This is a genomic window from Streptomyces sp. cg40, from assembly GCF_050320165.1.
GTDB classification, from domain to species: Bacteria; Actinomycetota; Actinomycetes; order Streptomycetales; family Streptomycetaceae; genus Streptomyces; species Streptomyces hokutonensis.
In genome coordinates this window covers 3,172,181-3,189,052 of record NZ_CP190128.1, presented here as the reverse complement: position 1 = coordinate 3,189,052, position 16,872 = coordinate 3,172,181, and the positions used below count along the sequence as shown (strand labels likewise).

The window sequence follows — 16,872 nt, the reverse complement described above, 5'->3', positions numbered from 1 at the left end:
AGAGGGCCTCCTGGTGCGTCCACGGCCCGAGAGGGCGTCAACGGCCGTTGTGCGCCTACGGTTTGACGGAGCGGTAGTAGCGCCGGGCACCCTCGTGCAGGACCAGGGGGTCGGTGTAGATCGCCGTGCGCAGGTCCACGAGCTGCGCGGAGTGCACATGCGCGCCGATGCCGTCCCGGCTCTTGATCACGGTCTTGGTGATCCACTCCGTGAGCCTGGGATTCAGGTCCTTGCGGGTCATCAGCAGGTTGGAGACGGCGATGGTGGGCACCGTGGACCCCCGCTGGATGTCGGGGTAGGCCGACTCCGGCATGTTGGTGGCGCGGTAGTAGCGGGTGGCGTCGCCCTGCTCGTGCATCTTCGCCACGAGGGAGGCCTCGATCGGCACGAACCGGAACGCGTAGTGGGCGGCCAGGTCCTTCAGGCCGTCGGTCGGCAGTCCGCCGGACCAGAAGAACGCGTCGAGCTTGCCCTTCTTGAGCAGGTCCGGTCCGGTGTCGATGCCGGCCGCCACCGGCTTGACGCCCTTCTTCGGGTCGATGCCGGCCGCCGCGAGCACCCGGTTCGCGATCAGTCGCACGCCAGAGCGGTCCGGCCCTATGGCCACCCGCTTGTTCCGCAGATCGGCGACCGAGTTGATGTCCGAGTCGCGCGGGACGATGAGCTGGACGTAGTCGTCGTACAGCCGCGCGATCCCGCGCAGCCCGGCGGCACCGGGCTTGCCGTCCGCCTCGTACGTCTCCACCGCGTCGGCCGCGGCGATGGTGAAGTCGGCGTGACCGGTCGCCACGCGCGCGACGTTCTCCTGCGACCCGGCGCTGTTCACCAGCTTCACCTTCAGGCCCGGCATGTCCTTGTCGAGCTCGGCCCGCAGCAGCTTGCCGTACTCCTGGTAGACCCCGAGCGGTGTCCCGGTGCTGAAGGTGATCGTCCCGGTCGGCGGCTCGTCGCCCAGGGGCAGCAGCCACCACAGCAGCAGCCCGAACGCGACGAAACCGGCCGCCGCGCCCGTCAGGGCCCGGCGCCTGCTGATACGGGAGAACACCTTGAGCATGCGCGCGATCCTGCCAGCCCTTGAGCGGTACTGACCAGGGCCGGGCTCGCGGGCCGGTGGTGTCAGTGGCGGCCGTTAGGGTCTTGGCATGAGTTCTTCGCCCGCCGACCTGGTCCGCGAATTCCACCTCGCCTTCGGACTCGACGCCCGCACCACACCCACCGAGGTCGCCCCCGCCCTCGCCGCCCACCGCGGCGAGCTGCTCGCCGAGGAGGCCGCGGAGGTCGCCGAGGTCTCGGTGAGCGGTCCCCTCGACCGACTGGCGCACGAACTGGCCGACGTCGTCTACGTCGCCTACGGCACGGCCCTCGTGCACGGCGTGGACCTCGACGCGGTGATCGCCGAGGTCCACCGCTCCAACATGACCAAGATCGGCCCGGACGGCCAGATCGCCCGCCGGGCCGACGGCAAGGTCCTCAAGGGCGAGCACTACGAGGTGCCGGATGTGCACGGGGTGCTGCGCAAGCAGGGATGGAGCGGCGGAACTCCGGATTCCGGCCGTGGCTCCGAGTGACGTGAGCCACGGCGGTTCTCAGCCGCAGAAGGAGTCACTCCCGGCACCGCCTACCCTTGTCGCATGAGCAGCGGTGACCGGAGCGAGGCAGTGGACGTCAAAACGTACGAAGTGCGCACCTACGGGTGCCAGATGAACGTCCACGATTCCGAGCGGCTCTCCGGGCTCCTGGAGGGGGCCGGTTACGTGCGCGCCCCCGAGGGTTCGGACGGCGACGCCGACGTCGTCGTCTTCAACACCTGCGCCGTCCGCGAGAACGCCGACAACCGGCTCTACGGCAACCTCGGCCGCCTCGCCCCGATGAAGACCAGGCGCCCCGGGATGCAGATCGCCGTCGGCGGCTGCCTCGCCCAGAAGGACCGCGACACCATCGTGAAGAAGGCGCCCTGGGTGGACGTCGTCTTCGGCACGCACAACATCGGCAAGCTGCCCGTCCTGCTGGAACGCGCACGCGTCCAGGAAGAGGCGCAGGTCGAGATCGCGGAGTCCCTGGAGGCCTTCCCCTCGACGCTGCCGACCCGGCGCGAGAGCGCCTACGCGGCCTGGGTGTCGATCTCCGTCGGCTGCAACAACACATGCACCTTCTGCATCGTCCCGGCGCTGCGCGGCAAGGAGAAGGACCGCCGCACCGGCGACATCCTCGCCGAGATCGAGGCCCTGGTCGGCGAGGGCGTCTCCGAGATCACCCTGCTCGGCCAGAACGTCAACGCGTACGGCTCCGACATCGGCGACCGCGAGGCCTTCAGCAAGCTGCTGCGGGCCTGCGGGACCATCGACGGCCTGGAGCGCGTCCGCTTCACCTCTCCGCACCCGCGCGACTTCACCGACGACGTCATCGCGGCGATGGCCGAGACGCCGAACGTGATGCCGCAGCTGCACATGCCGATGCAGTCCGGTTCCGACCCGATCCTGAAGGCGATGCGCCGGTCCTACCGCCAGGAGCGGTACCTGGGGATCATCGAGAAGGTGCGCGCGGCCATCCCGCACGCCGCCATCACCACCGACATCATCGTCGGCTTCCCCGGGGAGACCGAGGAGGACTTCGAGCAGACGATGCACGCGGTCCGTGAGGCACGCTTCGCGCAAGCGTTTACGTTCCAGTACTCCAAGCGGCCCGGCACCCCGGCCGCGACCATGGAGAACCAGATCCCCAAGGAGGTCGTCCAGGAGCGCTACATGCGTCTCGTGGCACTCCAGGAGGAGATCTCATGGGACGAGAACAAGAAGCAGGTCGGCCGCACCCTGGAGCTGATGGTCGCCGAGGGTGAGGGCCGCAAGGACGGCGCCACCCACCGCCTCTCCGGACGCGCCCCCGACAACCGCCTCGTCCACTTCACCAAGCCGGACCAGGAGGTTCGCCCCGGTGACGTGGTGACGGTCGAGATCACCTACGCCGCCCCGCACCACCTCCTCGCCGAGGGCCCCACTCTTGACGTGCGTCCCACGCGCGCGGGCGACGCCTGGGAGAAGCGCAACGCGGCCGAGACCGCCAAGCCGGCCGGTGTGATGCTGGGCCTGCCGAAGATCGGCGCCCCCGCGCCGCTGCCGGTCGCCACGGGGAGTGGCTGCGGCTGCGACTGAGGGGGCGGTTGCACGTCGCCGGCGAGGGGCTGAGGCGCGGGCGAGACTTCCCGCGCCGCTCGGATGTTCAGACGCCGGACGGCGTGGCCGGCTGGACCGGCGGTGCTCCTTGTTAGTGTTCCGGCCATGCTCGTAGCCGCCGCGGTCTGCCCCTGCCCTCCGCTTCTCGTCCCCGACGTCGCCGCCGGTGCCGCCTCCGAGATGGACGCCGCGCGTGCCGCGTGCACCGACGCGCTCGGGGTGCTCGCCGCCGCCCGGCCCGACCGTCTGGTGGTCGTCGGACCGGCCGAGCAGAGCGGGCGCGGGCCGCATCCGGAAGGCACCCGGGGATCGTTCCGCGGCTTCGGAGTGGACCTCGACGTACGCCTCGGGAGGGACGGTGCCGCCGTGTCGGAGCGGGTACTTCCGCCCTCGCTCGCCGTCGCCGCGTGGCTGCTGGAGCGGACCGGCTGGTCCGACGCCCCGATCGAGGGACTCGGCGTGGGGGAACCTCTCGCGGCCGAGCGGTGTATCGAAGTCGGGAGGGACATCGTCGCGCAGGCCGAGCGGGTCGCGCTGCTGGTGATGGGCGACGCCAGCGCGTGCCGGACGCTGAAGGCACCCGGCTATCTCGACGAGCGCGCGGCACCCTTCGACGCCGAGGTGGCGCGAGCGCTGGGAGCGGCGGACGTCCCGGCCCTCAAGGCGCTGGACGCCGAGCTGGCGTACGAGCTGAAGGCCTCCGGCCGCGCCCCCTGGCAGGTCCTCGCGGGCGCGGCGGAGGGCGCTGACCTCGGCGGCGCGCTGCTGTACGAGGACGCGCCGTACGGCGTCGGATACGTGGTCGCGGCCTGGTCGTAGACGCGGTGCGGCCGTGAGCGTGGCGGGGCAGGGAACGCGGTGCGGAGGACGACACAGTGCAGCCGTGCACGTGGTCCAGCTGTGCACGTCGTCGTGAAAGCGCCGTAGCCGCGAAGCCCGCCGTGAACACGGCTCAGCCGTGAAACGGCGGACGGCCGGGAGCCGAGTGCTCCGCGGCCGTCCGCCGATCGATGTGCGGTGCCGGTCAGCCGGCCGGCGGGGGAGAGTCCGGCGGCGCGGTCGTGCCGCCGTGCTCCGTCCCCGTGCTTCCCGCGCTCCCTGTGCCGTCCTTGTGCGCGAGTCGGTCCATGGCGTCCTTGGCCTTGCCCGTGCCCGTCTGGATCTTGTCGCTGTACTTGCCCTTGGTCTTCTCGTCGACCATCTTCGCGGCCTTGTCGAGGCCGCTCTCGATCTTGCCTCCGTGCTGCTGCGCGAGGCCCGAGACCTTGTCCTTCGCCGGGGCGAGTCTGGCCTTCAAACTGTCCATCAGACCCATGGTTCACCTTCCACGCGGGGCGGTTACGTGCGAGCGCCTTCACCGGCCTCGTTGTCGGCGGCCTCTTCGGCGGACTGCTGCCTGGGGATCTCGACGCCCTCCGCGGCCCCGACGGCCTCCGTCGCCGTCGTCTTCGCCGCTTCCTGGGCGTCTGCCCCCGTCTCGGTCTCCGACACCTCGCCCGGCGCTTCGGCCGTGAGGTCCTCGGCCGACTCCGCGCCGGCCTGCGTGTCGGCGGTCGACGCGTCCTCCGTAGCCTTCGACCTCCGAAGAAGTCGGTCAAAAACTCCCATATCAACTCCATACGTTACTCGTGTGGGCGAAATCCCGCGTAGCCCGGTGCGTCCGTTTGCGTCACCCGGGGCGCCGCCTCCAGAAAACGGCGGCGGGACATCTCGCAACGGGCAACGACCCCACAGGGGTGCCGTCACGTAACTCGTTCGAGGCCGGGTCGGGCGTTTGGGAGACTGTGAACGTGAGCAGCGCACCCCCCGCCCCCCGAGTCATCGCCGTCGTCGGACCGACCGCGGCCGGAAAGTCCGATCTGGGCGTCTTCCTGGCCCAGCGTCTAGGTGGCGAGGTCGTCAACGCCGACTCCATGCAGCTCTACCGAGGGATGGACATCGGCACCGCCAAGCTGACGCTCGAGGAGCGCGGCGGCGTCCCGCACCACCTCCTGGACATCTGGGACGTGACCGTCACGGCGTCCGTCGCCGAGTACCAGCGCCTCGCCCGCGAGCACATCGACGCCCTGCTCGCCGCGGGCCGCTGGCCGATCCTGGTCGGTGGCTCCGGGCTGTACGTACGCGGGGCCGTCGACAACCTCGAGTTCCCCGGCACCGACCCCGAGGTCCGCGCCCGCCTGGAGGAGGAGCTCGCCCTGCGCGGCTCCGGCGCCCTGCACGCCCGCCTGGCCGCCGCCGACCCCGAGGCCGCGCGCGCGATCCTGCCCAGCAACGGCCGCCGTATCGTCCGGGCCCTGGAGGTCATCGAGATCACCGGCAAGCCCTTCACCGCCAACCTCCCGGGCCACGACTCGGTCTACGACACCGTCCAGATCGGCGTCGACGTGGCCCGCCCCGAACTCGACGAGCGCATCGCGCGCCGCGTCGACCGGATGTGGAGCGCGGGCCTCGTCGACGAGGTGCGGGAGCTGGAGGCGCGGGGCCTGCGCGAGGGGGTCACCGCGTCCCGCGCGCTCGGCTATCAGCAGGTGCTCGCGGCGCTCGCGGGGGAGTGCACGGAAGAAGAGGCGCGCGCGGAGACCGTGCGGGCCACCAAGCGCTTCGCGCGCCGCCAGGATTCGTGGTTCAGACGCGATCCCCGGGTGCACTGGTTGAGTGGGGCTGCGGCCGATCTCACAGAACTTCCGCACCTGGCACTGGCGTTGGTCGAACGACCGGTCACAGCCTGATCACGTCATGGCATCGGGACGCTCCGGCCGCCGTTGCGGCCTCCAGGGGCGTGCCATCATCGAGCTTCGATCGACCAAGTGGAGTCCGAGTTGGGAGGGCGCGTGGCGATGGAGGCCGGCCCTCGCGACACCGCAGAAGGCGCTGAGCAGGTCACCGCGGACCGTGGTGAACCGGAAGAGGCCGACGGCCGACTGAGCCCGGACGGCCCGGACGAGATCCAGGGCGGCGTGACCGCCGACGGTCCCGGGCCCGACGAGATGTACGCGGGACCCGAGGTCGAGGTCGAGCTGCGTCCGCAGCGTCGTCTGCGTATCTGGCAGCTCGCCCCCATCGTGGCCCTGGCCGCCGTCGGCTCTCTGATGTTCGCCTTCCCGCTCGCCTTCGACTTCGGTGACAGCGGGGCCGTGATCGCCATGCTGGGCCTGCTCATCTGCTCCTGCGCGGCCGGCTGGGGCATGACCGCGGCCCGCCGCGTCGGCCACACCTGGCCCGGCTTCCCGCAGCGCGGTTCCGGGCGCCGTCCGGACTGGCGGGTCGTCGTCGCCTACGCGCTGGTGGTGGCCGTGGTCGTGGTGCTCGCCATGTGGCGCGTGGCCAGGCTCCGCTAGGCGCCGAGGCTGGCCGCGGCGGTCGTAGGAGTCGGTCGCGTCGGCTGTCGAGGTCGGTCACAACTGCTCGCCGGGATGTCGTAGCCACCCCGTACGATCGAGGAATGAGCACGCGGATCGCCTTCCTCAAGGGGCACGGCACCGAGAACGACTTCGTGATCGTCCCGGACCCCGAGAACGTCATCGACCTCCCTCCGGCCGCCGTGGCCGCCCTGTGCGACCGCCGCGCGGGCATCGGCGGCGACGGACTGCTGCATGTCGTACGGTCCGCCGCGCACCCCGAGGCGCGGGACATGGCGGCCGAGGCTGAGTGGTTCATGGACTACCGCAACGGCGACGGCTCGGTCTCCGAGATGTGTGGCAACGGAGTGCGTGTGTTCGCGCGCTATCTCCAGCGCGCCGGACATGTGGCCGCAGGGGACATCGCGGTCGCCACGCGCGGGGGAGTCAAGACCGTCCACCTCGCCAAGGACGGCGATGTCACCGTCGGCATGGGCAAGGCGCTCCTCCCCGAAGGGGACGTCACAGTGAGCGTCGGCGAGCGCAGCTGGCCCGCGCGGAACGTGAACATGGGCAACCCGCACGCGGTCGCCTTCGTCGACGACCTCGCGCACGCCGGTGACCTGTACGCCCCGCCGCCCTTCGGCCCGGCAAGCGCCTACCCGGAGGGTGTCAACGTCGAGTTCGTGGTCGACCGGGGCCCCGGCCATGTGGCGATGCGCGTGCACGAGCGCGGTGCGGGCGAGACCCGCTCGTGCGGCACGGGCGCGTGCGCGGTCGCCGTGGCCACCGCCCGCCGCGACGGCGCGGACCCGGCCGTCACAGGAACGCGGGCGACCTACACCGTCGACGTACCCGGGGGAACGCTGGTGATCACCGAGTGGCCCGACGGCCGGATCGAGATGACCGGTCCCGCGGTGATCGTCGCCGAGGGCGAGATCGATGCCGAGTGGCTGGAAAACGCCATCCGCTGAACGGGTGATTCGCGGTCCCGGCCGCCCTGGAGGCCCTGATCCGAAGTCTCCGGCGGCCGGGTCGGCCGGAAAGCACGGCCGACCCGGGAGAGTGTGGCGCAAAACCGTAAACCTCCCGACCTTCGCTCGAATGGGTGATCCGTTTCACGCTCGGCGAGAGGCGGTCAGTCGCACGTGGTGGGCTCGGTAGCATCAAGCACCGGCCCGGACGGGGGATCGTCACCATCCCCTGAGCCGAGTCCGCCATGGGGCACCCGTCCGCCGGTCAAGCAGCCGGAGGTGCCCATGAGTGCGGAGGCCACGAACCCTGCGAGCCCAGGCCCTGTGACCAACACAGTGCCCCGCAGGAAGGCCCGCCCCCGGATCGACCTGCGCCGGCTCGGCCGGGCCGCCCTGCTCGGTCCCACCGCGCGCGACCGGTTGCCCGACGCCATCGGCCATGTCGCCGAGGCGCATCGCGCCCATTACCCCGACGCCGACCTCGAACCGCTGCGCCGCGCCTGGGTCCTGGCCGAGTCCTCGCACCGCGGCCAGATGCGCAAGAGCGGCGAGCCGTACATCACGCACCCCCTCGCCGTGACCCTGATCCTCGCCGAACTCGGTGCCGAGACCACGACGTTGACGGCCTCTCTGCTCCACGACACCGTCGAGGACACGGAGGTGACGCTCGATCAGGTCGGTGAGGAGTTCGGCGCCGAGGTGCGCTATCTCGTCGACGGTGTGACGAAGTTGGAGAAGGTCGACTACGGCGCCGCGGCCGAGCCCGAGACCTTCCGCAAGATGCTCGTCGCCACCGGCAGCGACGTCCGCGTGATGTCGATCAAACTCGCCGACCGGCTGCACAACATGCGCACCCTGGGCGTGATGCGCCCCGAGAAGCAGGCCCGCATCGCCAAGGTCACCCGGGACGTCCTCATCCCGCTCGCCGAACGGCTCGGCGTCCAGGCGCTCAAGACCGAACTGGAAGACCTGGTCTTCGCGATCCTCCACCCCGAGGAGTACGACCACACACGCGAGTTGATCGTCGACAACGCCTCCCGCGCGGACGACCCGCTCGCCGAGGTCACCGACGAGGTGCGCACCGTCCTGCGCGACGCCGACATCCAGGCCGAAGTCCTCATCAGGCCACGGCACTTCGTCTCGGTGCACCGCGTCGCCCGCAAGCGCGGCAGGCTGCGCGGCGCCGACTTCGGCCGCCTCCTGGTGCTCGTCAACGAGGACGCGGACTGTTACGGCGTCCTCGGCGAACTGCACACCTGCCTGAAGCCCGTCGTCTCGGAGTTCAAGGACTTCATCGCCGTACCGAAGTTCAACCTCTACCAGTCGCTGCACACCGCCGTCGCCCACACGGACGGCCAGGTCGTCGAAGTCCTCATCCGCACCCACCAGATGCACAAGGTCGCCGAGGCCGGCGTCATCGCGCTCGGCAATCCCTACGCTCCTCCTTCGGAGGAGCAGCAGGCCACCAGCGACGGGGAGCGCGCCGACCCCACCCGGCCCGGCTGGCTCTCCCGGCTCCTCGACTGGCAGGAGGGCGCGCCCGACCCCGACACCTTCTGGTCGACGCTCCGCGAGGACCTCGCACAGGACCGCGAGATCACCGTGTTCCGGCCCGACGGCGGCACGCTGGGCCTGCCCGACGGCGCGACCTGTGTGGACGCCGCGTACGCGCAGTACGGCGAGGACGCCCACGCCTGCATCGGCGCCCGCGTCAACGGCCGCCTGGCGACCCTCAGCACCGTTCTGCGGGACGGCGACACCGTCCAGCCCCTCATGGGCCAGGACCCGGCCTCCGAGCCCTCCAGGGAGTGGCTGGAGCACGCGCACACGCCCGCCGCCCGGATCGCCATCCAGCGTTGGCTCGCGGCGCACCCGGGGCGCGGCGACGAAGCAGACGCCGACGTCGACGCGGACGAGGGAGCGCAGAGCGTCCGATCGACGCCCCCTGCGGCCGAAGACGCCCCCACCAGCAACCCCGCTACCCCCCTCGTCGACCAGCCCGGCGCGACCGTACGGCTCGCCGGCTGCTGCACGCCCGTACCGCCCGACGAGGTCACCGGATTCTCGGTGCGCGGCGGGGTCGTGACCGTTCACCGCGTGGAGTGCAGCGCGGTGGCGCACATGAAGAGCGTGGGGCGCGCGGAGGTGGGTGTGCGCTGGGGCGATACCACCGAGTGCCGGGTCACGCTGGTAGCCGAATCGTTCGGCCGCCCCCATCTGCTGGCCGATCTCACCGAGGCCATGGCTCTGGAGGGCGCCGAGATCGTCTCGGCGACGGTCGAACCCCCGAGCCAGCAGCGCGTCCGCCACACCTACACCCTCCAACTCCCGGACGCGGCGCACCTTCCGGCCCTCATGCGGGCGATGCGCAATGTGCCGGGCGTCTACGACGTGAGCCGGGCGCAGCACCACACGACGGCCTTCTGAGCCCGGCCCAGGACCGCGCCCCCGCGTCTCCTCGGGGCGCGCGCCTCCGGCGTGCCCGGCGCCCCGTGGGCCCCCGGAAGACCTCGTTCGAGTGGGCCGGGCGCGAGTCGTCGACGTACGGTACGCGTGCGCTGGTAGCGGTGGTCCATGCTGCTCACCCCCCGCACCGCCACCCCTGGGGCCGGTACCAGGGCTCCCCGACGGCTGAAGGCGGCTCTGCTCGCCTCGGCCGCGTCCGTCTGCCTCGTCGCCGCCGGCGCGCCGCCCACGCCCCTCGGCGTCGGGGACCGCCTCTTCCCGGACCTGGGCAACCCGGGCTACGACGTGGCGTCGTACGACCTCTCCTTCACCTATCCCGGCACCAACACCAAGCCGCTCCAGGCCGTCACCACCATCGACGCGTGGACCACGGAGTCCCTGGACCGCATCAACCTCGACTTCGCGCACGGCACCGTGGACTCGGTCGAGGTCGACGGTCGGCCGGCCGCCTTCGAGAGCGCCGGCGAGGACCTGGTCGTCACCCCGAAGGAGCCGCTTTCCGAAGGCAGTTGGACGCGGATCACCGTGCGGCACACCAGCGACCCCGTCTCAGCCAAGGGCCAGGACGGCGGCTGGGTGCGCACCAAGGACGGGCTCGCGATGGCCAACCAGGCCGATGCCGCGCACCTGGTGTTCCCGTGCAACGACCATCCCTCCGACAAGGCGATGTTCACCATCAGGGTCACCGCGCCCAACGCCTACACGGCCGTCGCCAACGGACTGCCGGCCGGCGTCGACAAGGTCGGCGCGAACACCACCTGGACGTACCGCACCCAGCACCCCATGGCCACCGAACTCGCCCAGGTGTCCATCGGCCGCTCAGCCGTACTGCACCGCACCGGGCCGCACGACCTGCCGATGCGCGACGTCGTGCCCGCCGCGGACGCCAAGCGGCTCGAACCGTGGCTCAAGAAGACCCCCGACCAGATCGCCTGGATGGAGAGCAAGGTCGGCCGGTACCCCTTCGAGACGTACGGCCTGCTCATGGCCGACGCGTCCACCGGCTTCGAACTCGAGACCCAGACGATCTCTCTCTTCGAGAGAGATCTCTTCACCGAGCCCGCCTACCCCAAGTGGTACGTCGAGTCGATCATGGTGCACGAGCTGTCGCACCAGTGGTTCGGCGACAGCGTCAGCCCCCGCACCTGGTCCGATCTGTGGCTCAACGAGGGACACGCGACCTGGTACGAGGAGCTGTACGCGGAGGAGAAGGCGAACAAGCCCATGGAGACGCGGATGAAGGCCGCTTACGGCGCCTCCGACGGCTGGCGCGCCGCCGGCGGACCGCCCGCGCTCCCCAAGGCGCCCGCGCCCGGCCAGAAGATCAGCATCTTCCGCCCCAACGTCTACGACGGCGCCGCCCTCGTCCTCTACGCCCTGCGCCAGGAGATCGGCCGCCCCGCCTTCGAGCGCCTGGAGCGCACCTGGGTGAGCATTCACCGGGACGGCACGGCCACCACCGCCGACTTCGAGGACCTCGCCTCGGCGATCTCCGGCCGCGACCTGAGCGACTTCTTCAAGGCCTGGCTCTACGGCGCGAAGACCCCGCCGATGCCGGGTCACCCGGACTGGGTGTCGCAGGCACCCGTGAAATAAGGCCGTGACGGCGCGATCCGTGCCGTGCGACCATCGTCGGGTCGGCGGCGCGGATCGCCCGGAATCTCCGGTCACCGGGAATCTCCGGGAGCACTCGCACGTTGTCACCTTTGCAGCACTCCTCTCGACGTAAGGACCCAATGACCTCCTCTTCTTCCCCTTCCCAGGACACTGAGCGCCTCGCGCACACCTACCCCGAAGGTCTTCGGGCCGATGCCCTGATGGAAGAGGACGTCGCCTGGAGCCACGAGATCGACGGAGACCGGGACGGCGACCAGTTCGACCGCTCCGAGCGCGCGGCCCTGCGCCGCGTCGCGGGCCTCTCCACCGAACTCGAGGACGTCACCGAGGTCGAGTACCGACAGCTCCGTCTGGAGCGCGTCGTACTCGTCGGCGTCTGGACCACGGGTACGGCACAGGACGCGGACAACTCCCTCGCCGAGCTGGCCGCCCTCGCGGAGACCGCGGGCGCGCTCGTGCTCGACGGCGTCGTCCAGCGCCGCGACAAGCCGGACGCGGCCACGTACATCGGCTCCGGCAAGGCCAACGAGCTGCGGGACATCGTCCTGGAGACCGGCGCCGACACCGTCATCTGCGACGGTGAGCTGAGCCCCGGCCAGCTGATCCACCTCGAAGACGTCGTCAAGGTCAAGGTCATCGACCGTACGGCCCTGATCCTCGACATCTTCGCCCAGCACGCCAAGTCCCGGGAGGGCAAGGCGCAGGTCGCGCTCGCGCAGATGCAGTACATGCTGCCGAGGCTCCGTGGCTGGGGCCAGTCGCTGTCCCGTCAGATGGGCGGCGGCTCGGGCGGCGGCCTCGCCACCCGCGGTCCCGGTGAGACCAAGATCGAGACGGACCGGCGTCGTATCCGCGAGAAGATGGCGAAGATGCGCCGGGAGATCGCGGACATGAAGACAGGCCGCGACATCAAGCGCCAGGAGCGCCGTCGCCACAAGGTGCCCTCGGTCGCGATCGCCGGCTACACCAACGCCGGCAAGTCGTCCCTGCTCAACCGCCTCACGGGCGCGGGCGTGCTGGTCGAGAACGCGCTGTTCGCGACCCTCGACCCGACCGTGCGCCGGGCCCAGACCCCGGGCGGGCGGCTGTACACGCTGGTCGACACCGTCGGATTCGTCCGGCACCTGCCGCACCACCTGGTCGAGGCCTTCCGCTCCACGATGGAGGAGGTCGGCGACGCCGATCTGATCCTGCACGTGGTGGACGGTTCGCACCCGGTCCCGGAGGAGCAGCTGGCCGCCGTGCGCGAGGTGATCCGGGATGTCGGCGCCACCAAGGTGCCCGAGATCGTGATCATCAACAAGGCGGACGCGGCGGACCCGCTGACGCTCCAGCGGCTGATGCGGAACGAGAAGCGGTCCATCGCCGTCTCGGCCCGCACCGGTCAGGGCATCGAGGAACTGCTCGCGCTCATCGACAACGAGCTGCCGCGCCCCTCGGTCGAGATCGAGGCGCTCGTGCCGTACACCCACGGCAAGCTGGTCGCCCGCGCCCACTCCGAGGGCGAGGTGATCTCCGAGGAGCACACCCCGGAGGGCACCCTGCTCAAGGTGCGGGTGCACGAGGAACTCGCGGCGGAGTTCGCGCCGTACGTCCCGGCACCGCTGGCCTGACGGCCGTAGCGCAGTACGTCCTGAGGCTCGCCCCGGATCCCCCGGGGCGAGCCTCAGCAGTGTCTACTGCCCTGCGAACTTCTTGCTGACCGAGTCGTACACGCCCTTGGCCACATCGCCCAGCCTCGGACCCGCCAGCCAGCCCGAAGTCACCGGGCCGATCGAGGTGTTGGACACCAGCGCCGGCTTGCCGTCCGTGCCCGTCTCCACCCAGCCGCCGCCGGACGAACCGCCGGTCATGCTGCAGCCGATGCGGTACATCGTCGGGTCCGAGGCGTTGATCGACAGCCGCCCCGGCTTGTCCGCGCATTGGTACAGCGTCGAACCGTCGTACGGCTTCGCCGCGGGATAGCCGGTCGCCGTGATGCTCGACACCTTCGGTACGGCAGGCGCGTCGAAGTTCACCGGCAGCGCCGAACCGACCGTCTCCTCAAGGGACTTGCCCCCACTGCCCTTCTCGGGCGTCACATGGATCACTGCGTAGTCGTACGACGAACCCTGCCCGCCCGTCTCGCCGCCCTGGTCGATCCACTGCTGCGAGGTCTGCGCCCAGTCGGCCCACCAGACCCCGTACGGAGCGACCTGGTCCCGGGTGGCCGTCTGCAACTGGGCCGTCTTCATACCCGAGTTGTTGTACGACGGCACGAACGCGAGGTTGCGGTACCAGCCGCCGTTCTTGCCGGCGTGCACGCAGTGGCCCGCCGTCCACACCAGGTTGGACTTGCCCGGGTGCGCCGGGTCCTCCACGACCGTCGCCGAGCAGACCATCGTGCCCTCGGGGGCATCGAAGAACACCTTGCCCGCCGTCGCCGCGTTGGCGTGGTACGTAGGCGACACGGCCTTCGCGTCCACCACCGCGGGCGTCGGGTCGGTCACGCCCTGGTCACCGGAGATGTCGTTGGTGTCGACGCCCTTGTCCGGGTCGTTGGCGTCCCGCATCCGGCCGGAACTCCACAGCCCCTCGATGATCGGGTTGATGTAGTCGTTGGCCTCGCGCAGCCAGTCGTCCCTGTCCCAGTTCTTCCAGGCGCCGTTCTTCCACTTGTCGATGTCGATCCCGTGCTCTTTGAGCTTGTTCTTGATGTCGTCCGGGATCTTGATCTTGCCGTCGCCGGTGTCACCGCTGGTCGCCGACGCCGTGGACTGCCCGTCCGCCTTGGTGTCACTCGAACCGCAGGCCGTCGCGGTGAGCGCGAGCGCCGAGGCGAGGGCAACGGCGGTCAGCACGGGGGTGGTTCCGCGACGCGCACCCCTCCCACGCCGGGTGGTGAAGGACGGCCGTATCGATCGCATGGTCTTGACTCCCCCTGGAGTGAACGGATGGTGCGCCACGGCTGTGATCTCAGCCGGAACTCATGGTGAGTTCACGCCGAACTCACGACCTTCGGGAACGGCATCACACACTATGCGCTCGCTGTGGGGGACTTCCGACGGAACGGCAACGGTTTCGCTACGGCAAGGATCTTGAAGCAACCCGTAACCCGTTGGGCGGTACGGGGGTTGGCTTCGGCAGGGGCGGAGGGGGCTGCTGTTCGGTGAGTGGTCCGCTGTGCCCGGGGCGACGCGAGATCTCACATCCCGAGGAACAGTCTTGAACCCCACATCCACCTCCGACAGCCACTCCCACCCGCACACCTTGGCAGTGGCGTCGGCCGAGTCGGTTCCCCAACAGCAGCCGCGCAGCCCGGAAGTGAGCCGACCCCGGGGCGCGGGTGCCGGCCTCCTGGAGCATCCCGACCCGGGAACCGCCGCCCAGGCCGCGGCCGTTGAGAACCTGCTGCGCTGCTGGGTGCGCGAAACGAACCTCCCCGCTCCCGACGACGGCACCCTACGCATCCCCCTACCCGCCAGCGGTACGGCCCTGCACGCCCAGGTCCACTACTGGTCCCCGACGGGCTGGCACCGCTTCGGCCTTGCGCACTTGTCCAACGCTCCGCACGGTGCGCCACCGGCCGACGCGGTGACGGTCGCGGCGCTGCTCGCCAGGGAGACGGCCGCACGTGATGCCGACTCCGGACCGGGAGCGGCGGTTGCAGGTGCGACGACACCCGACACCGGCACCGATCTGGTGGCTCGCGTGGCCGACTCCCTCCGACGCACCGCCACGTTCGTCACCGACCGCCGAGCACACCCGGCCGACGGCCCCGACCTCTTCCTCTCCGCCGAACAGGCGCTCCTCCTCGGCCACCCGCTCCACCCGACCCCGAAGAGCCGCGAGGGTCTCTCAGAGGCCGAAGTCCGTCTGTACTCACCGGAGTTGCGCGGTTCCTTCGCACTGCACTGGCTGGCAGTCGCCCCCTCCGTACTCGCCACCGACTCGGCCTGGACGGAAGGCGGTCGATCTGTCTCCGCCGCCCAGCTCACGGCCCGACTCGCCGGCCCCGGGCTGCCGTTGCCGGACCGACACGCTGCCCTGCCCCTGCACCCCTGGCAGTGGCGTGAGATCCGACACCGTGCCGACATCGCGGCCCTGCTCGACACCGGGTCGCTCCAGGACCTCGGCCCCTACGGCACCCCGTGGCATCCCACGTCCTCCGTGCGCACCGTCCACCAATCCGGCGCCCTAGCCATGCTCAAGCTGTCCCTGGGCCTCCGCATCACCAACTCCCGTCGTGAGAACCTCCGCAAAGGACTCCATCGCGGCGTAGAAGTGCACCGCCTGCTGCGCAGCGGCCTGTCCCAGCAGTGGCAGGCCGTCCACCCAGGCTTCGACATCGTCCGCGACCCGGCGTGGCTGGCAGTCGACGCGCCGGCGGTCGGGGGCGGTGCCGACCGTGGCCAAGGGAGCGCGGGCGGTACGCGTGTGCCCCTGGCCGGAATCGACGTGGTGATCCGGCACAACCCGTTCAGTCCGTCCGACGACGTCTCCTGTGTCGCCGGGCTCGTCTCACCCCGGCCATACACCGGTCGGAGGGCCAACGCCGACGGACCGCAGGCGACTTCGGGGACCGGCCACTCCGGCTATCCCGCGTCCGATGAGCCCCTGCTGCGGTCCCGGCTGGCCGAAGTCGTCACCGGCCTCGCCGAGCGGACCTGCCGGCCCCGTGAAACAGTCGCCGCCGAGTGGTTCCTGCGCTACCTGGAGCAGGTCGTCCGTCCCGTGCTGTGGCTGGACGGCGAGGCAGGCATCGCCCTGGAGGCACACCAGCAGAACACGCTGCTCCTGCTGGACGGTGCGGGCTGGCCCGCGGGCGGCCGCTACCGCGACAACCAGGGCTACTACTTCCGCGCGTCCCGGCGCGCGGAACTCGACGCCCGTTTGCCCGGCATCGGCGAACACAGTGACACCTTCGTCTCCGACGAGGTCACCGACGAACGCTTCGCGTACTACCTCGCGATCAACAACGTGCTCGGTCTCATCGGAGCGTTCGGCTCGCAAGGTCTCGCCGACGAACGCCTGTTGCTCTCTGCCTTCCGCCGTTTCCTCCGCGATGTGGCCTCCGGTCCCGCCCGGCTGCGCACTTCCCTGCCGGCCCGCCTGCTCGACTCACCCGTCCTGCGCTGCAAGGCCAACCTGCTGACCCGACTGCACGGCCTCGACGAACTCGTCGGCCCGGTCGACACCCAGTCCGTCTACGTCACCATCGCCAACCCCCTTCACTCCTGATCGCCGCCAACTCGCCTTCATTTCTGACCGCCGCCAACTCCCGTCGCCCCTGAGGAACATGACCCACCCCATCTCTTGAATCCACCC

Annotated in this window: 14 protein-coding genes; 10 read left to right on the top strand and 4 right to left on the bottom strand. The window is 70.6% G+C overall.

Translation table 11 applies throughout. The features are described 5' to 3' along the window. Window positions 1-55: 55 nt before the first annotated feature. Entirely contained in the window at window positions 56-1,054 is a 999-nt protein-coding gene (locus tag ACQHII_RS13830; RefSeq protein WP_427919599.1) for a TAXI family TRAP transporter solute-binding subunit, read from the bottom strand. 88 nt (window positions 1,055-1,142) lie between these two features. On the opposite strand from ACQHII_RS13830, the gene ACQHII_RS13825 reads away from it, so the two are divergent. From ACQHII_RS13825 to ACQHII_RS13815, 3 genes are all read left to right on the top strand, one after another. Next, window positions 1,143-1,568, top strand: coding sequence for a MazG nucleotide pyrophosphohydrolase domain-containing protein (locus tag ACQHII_RS13825; protein WP_427919598.1), 426 nt, complete (start codon window positions 1,143-1,145; stop codon window positions 1,566-1,568). Window positions 1,569-1,631: 63 nt separating this feature from the next. Then, entirely contained in the window at window positions 1,632-3,149 is a 1,518-nt protein-coding gene (gene miaB / locus ACQHII_RS13820; RefSeq protein WP_427919597.1) for a tRNA (N6-isopentenyl adenosine(37)-C2)-methylthiotransferase MiaB, read from the top strand. A gap of 126 nt (window positions 3,150-3,275) precedes the next feature. Next, window positions 3,276-3,989: a class III extradiol dioxygenase subunit B-like domain-containing protein gene (locus ACQHII_RS13815; protein ID WP_427919596.1), complete on the top strand. Its 714-nt coding sequence runs from the start codon at window positions 3,276-3,278 to the stop codon at window positions 3,987-3,989. 205 nt (window positions 3,990-4,194) lie between these two features. Here the strand turns inward: ACQHII_RS13815 and ACQHII_RS13810 are convergent, their stop codons facing one another. Both ACQHII_RS13810 and ACQHII_RS13805 read right to left on the bottom strand, forming a co-directional pair. Next, window positions 4,195-4,485, bottom strand: coding sequence for an antitoxin (locus ACQHII_RS13810; RefSeq protein WP_427919595.1), 291 nt, complete (start codon window positions 4,483-4,485; stop codon window positions 4,195-4,197). Between the two features lie 23 nt (window positions 4,486-4,508). After that, on the bottom strand, window positions 4,509-4,778 hold the full coding sequence (locus tag ACQHII_RS13805) for a hypothetical protein (protein ID WP_427919594.1): 270 nt from the start codon (window positions 4,776-4,778) through the stop codon (window positions 4,509-4,511). Window positions 4,779-4,960: 182 nt separating this feature from the next. Here ACQHII_RS13805 and miaA point away from each other — a divergent pair, with 182 nt between their 5' ends. The 6 genes from miaA to hflX all read left to right on the top strand — a co-directional run bounded on the left by miaA (window position 4,961) and on the right by hflX (window position 13,178). Next, window positions 4,961-5,899: a tRNA (adenosine(37)-N6)-dimethylallyltransferase MiaA gene (miaA, locus tag ACQHII_RS13800; RefSeq protein ID WP_427919593.1), complete on the top strand. Its 939-nt coding sequence runs from the start codon at window positions 4,961-4,963 to the stop codon at window positions 5,897-5,899. Window positions 5,900-6,007: 108 nt separating this feature from the next. Then, on the top strand, window positions 6,008-6,508 hold the full coding sequence (locus ACQHII_RS13795; RefSeq protein WP_427925302.1) for a hypothetical protein: 501 nt from the start codon (window positions 6,008-6,010) through the stop codon (window positions 6,506-6,508). A 104-nt stretch (window positions 6,509-6,612) separates the two neighbouring features. Continuing rightward, window positions 6,613-7,482, top strand: coding sequence for a diaminopimelate epimerase (gene dapF, locus ACQHII_RS13790; protein WP_427919592.1), 870 nt, complete (start codon window positions 6,613-6,615; stop codon window positions 7,480-7,482). Window positions 7,483-7,767: 285 nt separating this feature from the next. Continuing rightward, window positions 7,768-9,909, top strand: a complete 2,142-nt coding sequence (locus ACQHII_RS13785; protein WP_427919591.1) for a RelA/SpoT family protein — start codon at window positions 7,768-7,770, stop codon at window positions 9,907-9,909. Between the two features lie 147 nt (window positions 9,910-10,056). Continuing rightward, window positions 10,057-11,544 (top strand): M1 family metallopeptidase, encoded by a 1,488-nt coding sequence (locus ACQHII_RS13780; protein ID WP_427919590.1) that lies wholly within the window; start codon window positions 10,057-10,059, stop codon window positions 11,542-11,544. Window positions 11,545-11,684: 140 nt separating this feature from the next. Beyond that, complete coding sequence (hflX, locus tag ACQHII_RS13775; protein WP_427919589.1) at window positions 11,685-13,178, top strand: GTPase HflX; 1,494 nt, start codon at window positions 11,685-11,687, stop codon at window positions 13,176-13,178. Window positions 13,179-13,241: 63 nt separating this feature from the next. On the opposite strand, the gene ACQHII_RS13770 is transcribed toward hflX, so the two are convergent. Next, entirely contained in the window at window positions 13,242-14,471 is a 1,230-nt protein-coding gene (locus tag ACQHII_RS13770; RefSeq protein WP_427919588.1) for a trypsin-like serine peptidase, read from the bottom strand. Between the two features lie 298 nt (window positions 14,472-14,769). Between ACQHII_RS13770 and ACQHII_RS13765 the strand changes: the two genes are divergently transcribed. Beyond that, the gene (locus ACQHII_RS13765) at window positions 14,770-16,785 is read left to right on the top strand and encodes an IucA/IucC family protein (protein WP_427919587.1); all 2,016 of its coding nucleotides are present in this window, start codon (window positions 14,770-14,772) and stop codon (window positions 16,783-16,785) included. The last annotated feature ends 87 nt before the right edge of the window (window positions 16,786-16,872 follow it).

Excerpts from the sequence above, each read along its gene's own strand:
- ACQHII_RS13795 (WP_427925302.1), top strand. The coding sequence starts at position 6,008 with ATGGAGGCCGGCCCTCGCGACACCGCAGAAGGCGCTGAGCAGGTCACC.
- miaB (WP_427919597.1), top strand. The coding sequence starts at position 1,632 with ATGAGCAGCGGTGACCGGAGCGAGGCAGTGGACGTCAAAACGTACGAA.
- ACQHII_RS13805 (WP_427919594.1), bottom strand. The coding sequence starts at position 4,778 with ATGGGAGTTTTTGACCGACTTCTTCGGAGGTCGAAGGCTACGGAGGAC.
- ACQHII_RS13810 (WP_427919595.1), bottom strand. The coding sequence starts at position 4,485 with ATGGGTCTGATGGACAGTTTGAAGGCCAGACTCGCCCCGGCGAAGGAC.
- ACQHII_RS13780 (WP_427919590.1), top strand. The coding sequence starts at position 10,057 with ATGCTGCTCACCCCCCGCACCGCCACCCCTGGGGCCGGTACCAGGGCT.
- ACQHII_RS13830 (WP_427919599.1), bottom strand. The coding sequence starts at position 1,054 with ATGCTCAAGGTGTTCTCCCGTATCAGCAGGCGCCGGGCCCTGACGGGC.
- ACQHII_RS13770 (WP_427919588.1), bottom strand. The coding sequence starts at position 14,471 with ATGCGATCGATACGGCCGTCCTTCACCACCCGGCGTGGGAGGGGTGCG.
- ACQHII_RS13815 (WP_427919596.1), top strand. The coding sequence starts at position 3,276 with ATGCTCGTAGCCGCCGCGGTCTGCCCCTGCCCTCCGCTTCTCGTCCCC.
- ACQHII_RS13785 (WP_427919591.1), top strand. The coding sequence starts at position 7,768 with ATGAGTGCGGAGGCCACGAACCCTGCGAGCCCAGGCCCTGTGACCAAC.
- hflX (WP_427919589.1), top strand. The coding sequence starts at position 11,685 with ATGACCTCCTCTTCTTCCCCTTCCCAGGACACTGAGCGCCTCGCGCAC.
- ACQHII_RS13825 (WP_427919598.1), top strand. The coding sequence starts at position 1,143 with ATGAGTTCTTCGCCCGCCGACCTGGTCCGCGAATTCCACCTCGCCTTC.
- dapF (WP_427919592.1), top strand. The coding sequence starts at position 6,613 with ATGAGCACGCGGATCGCCTTCCTCAAGGGGCACGGCACCGAGAACGAC.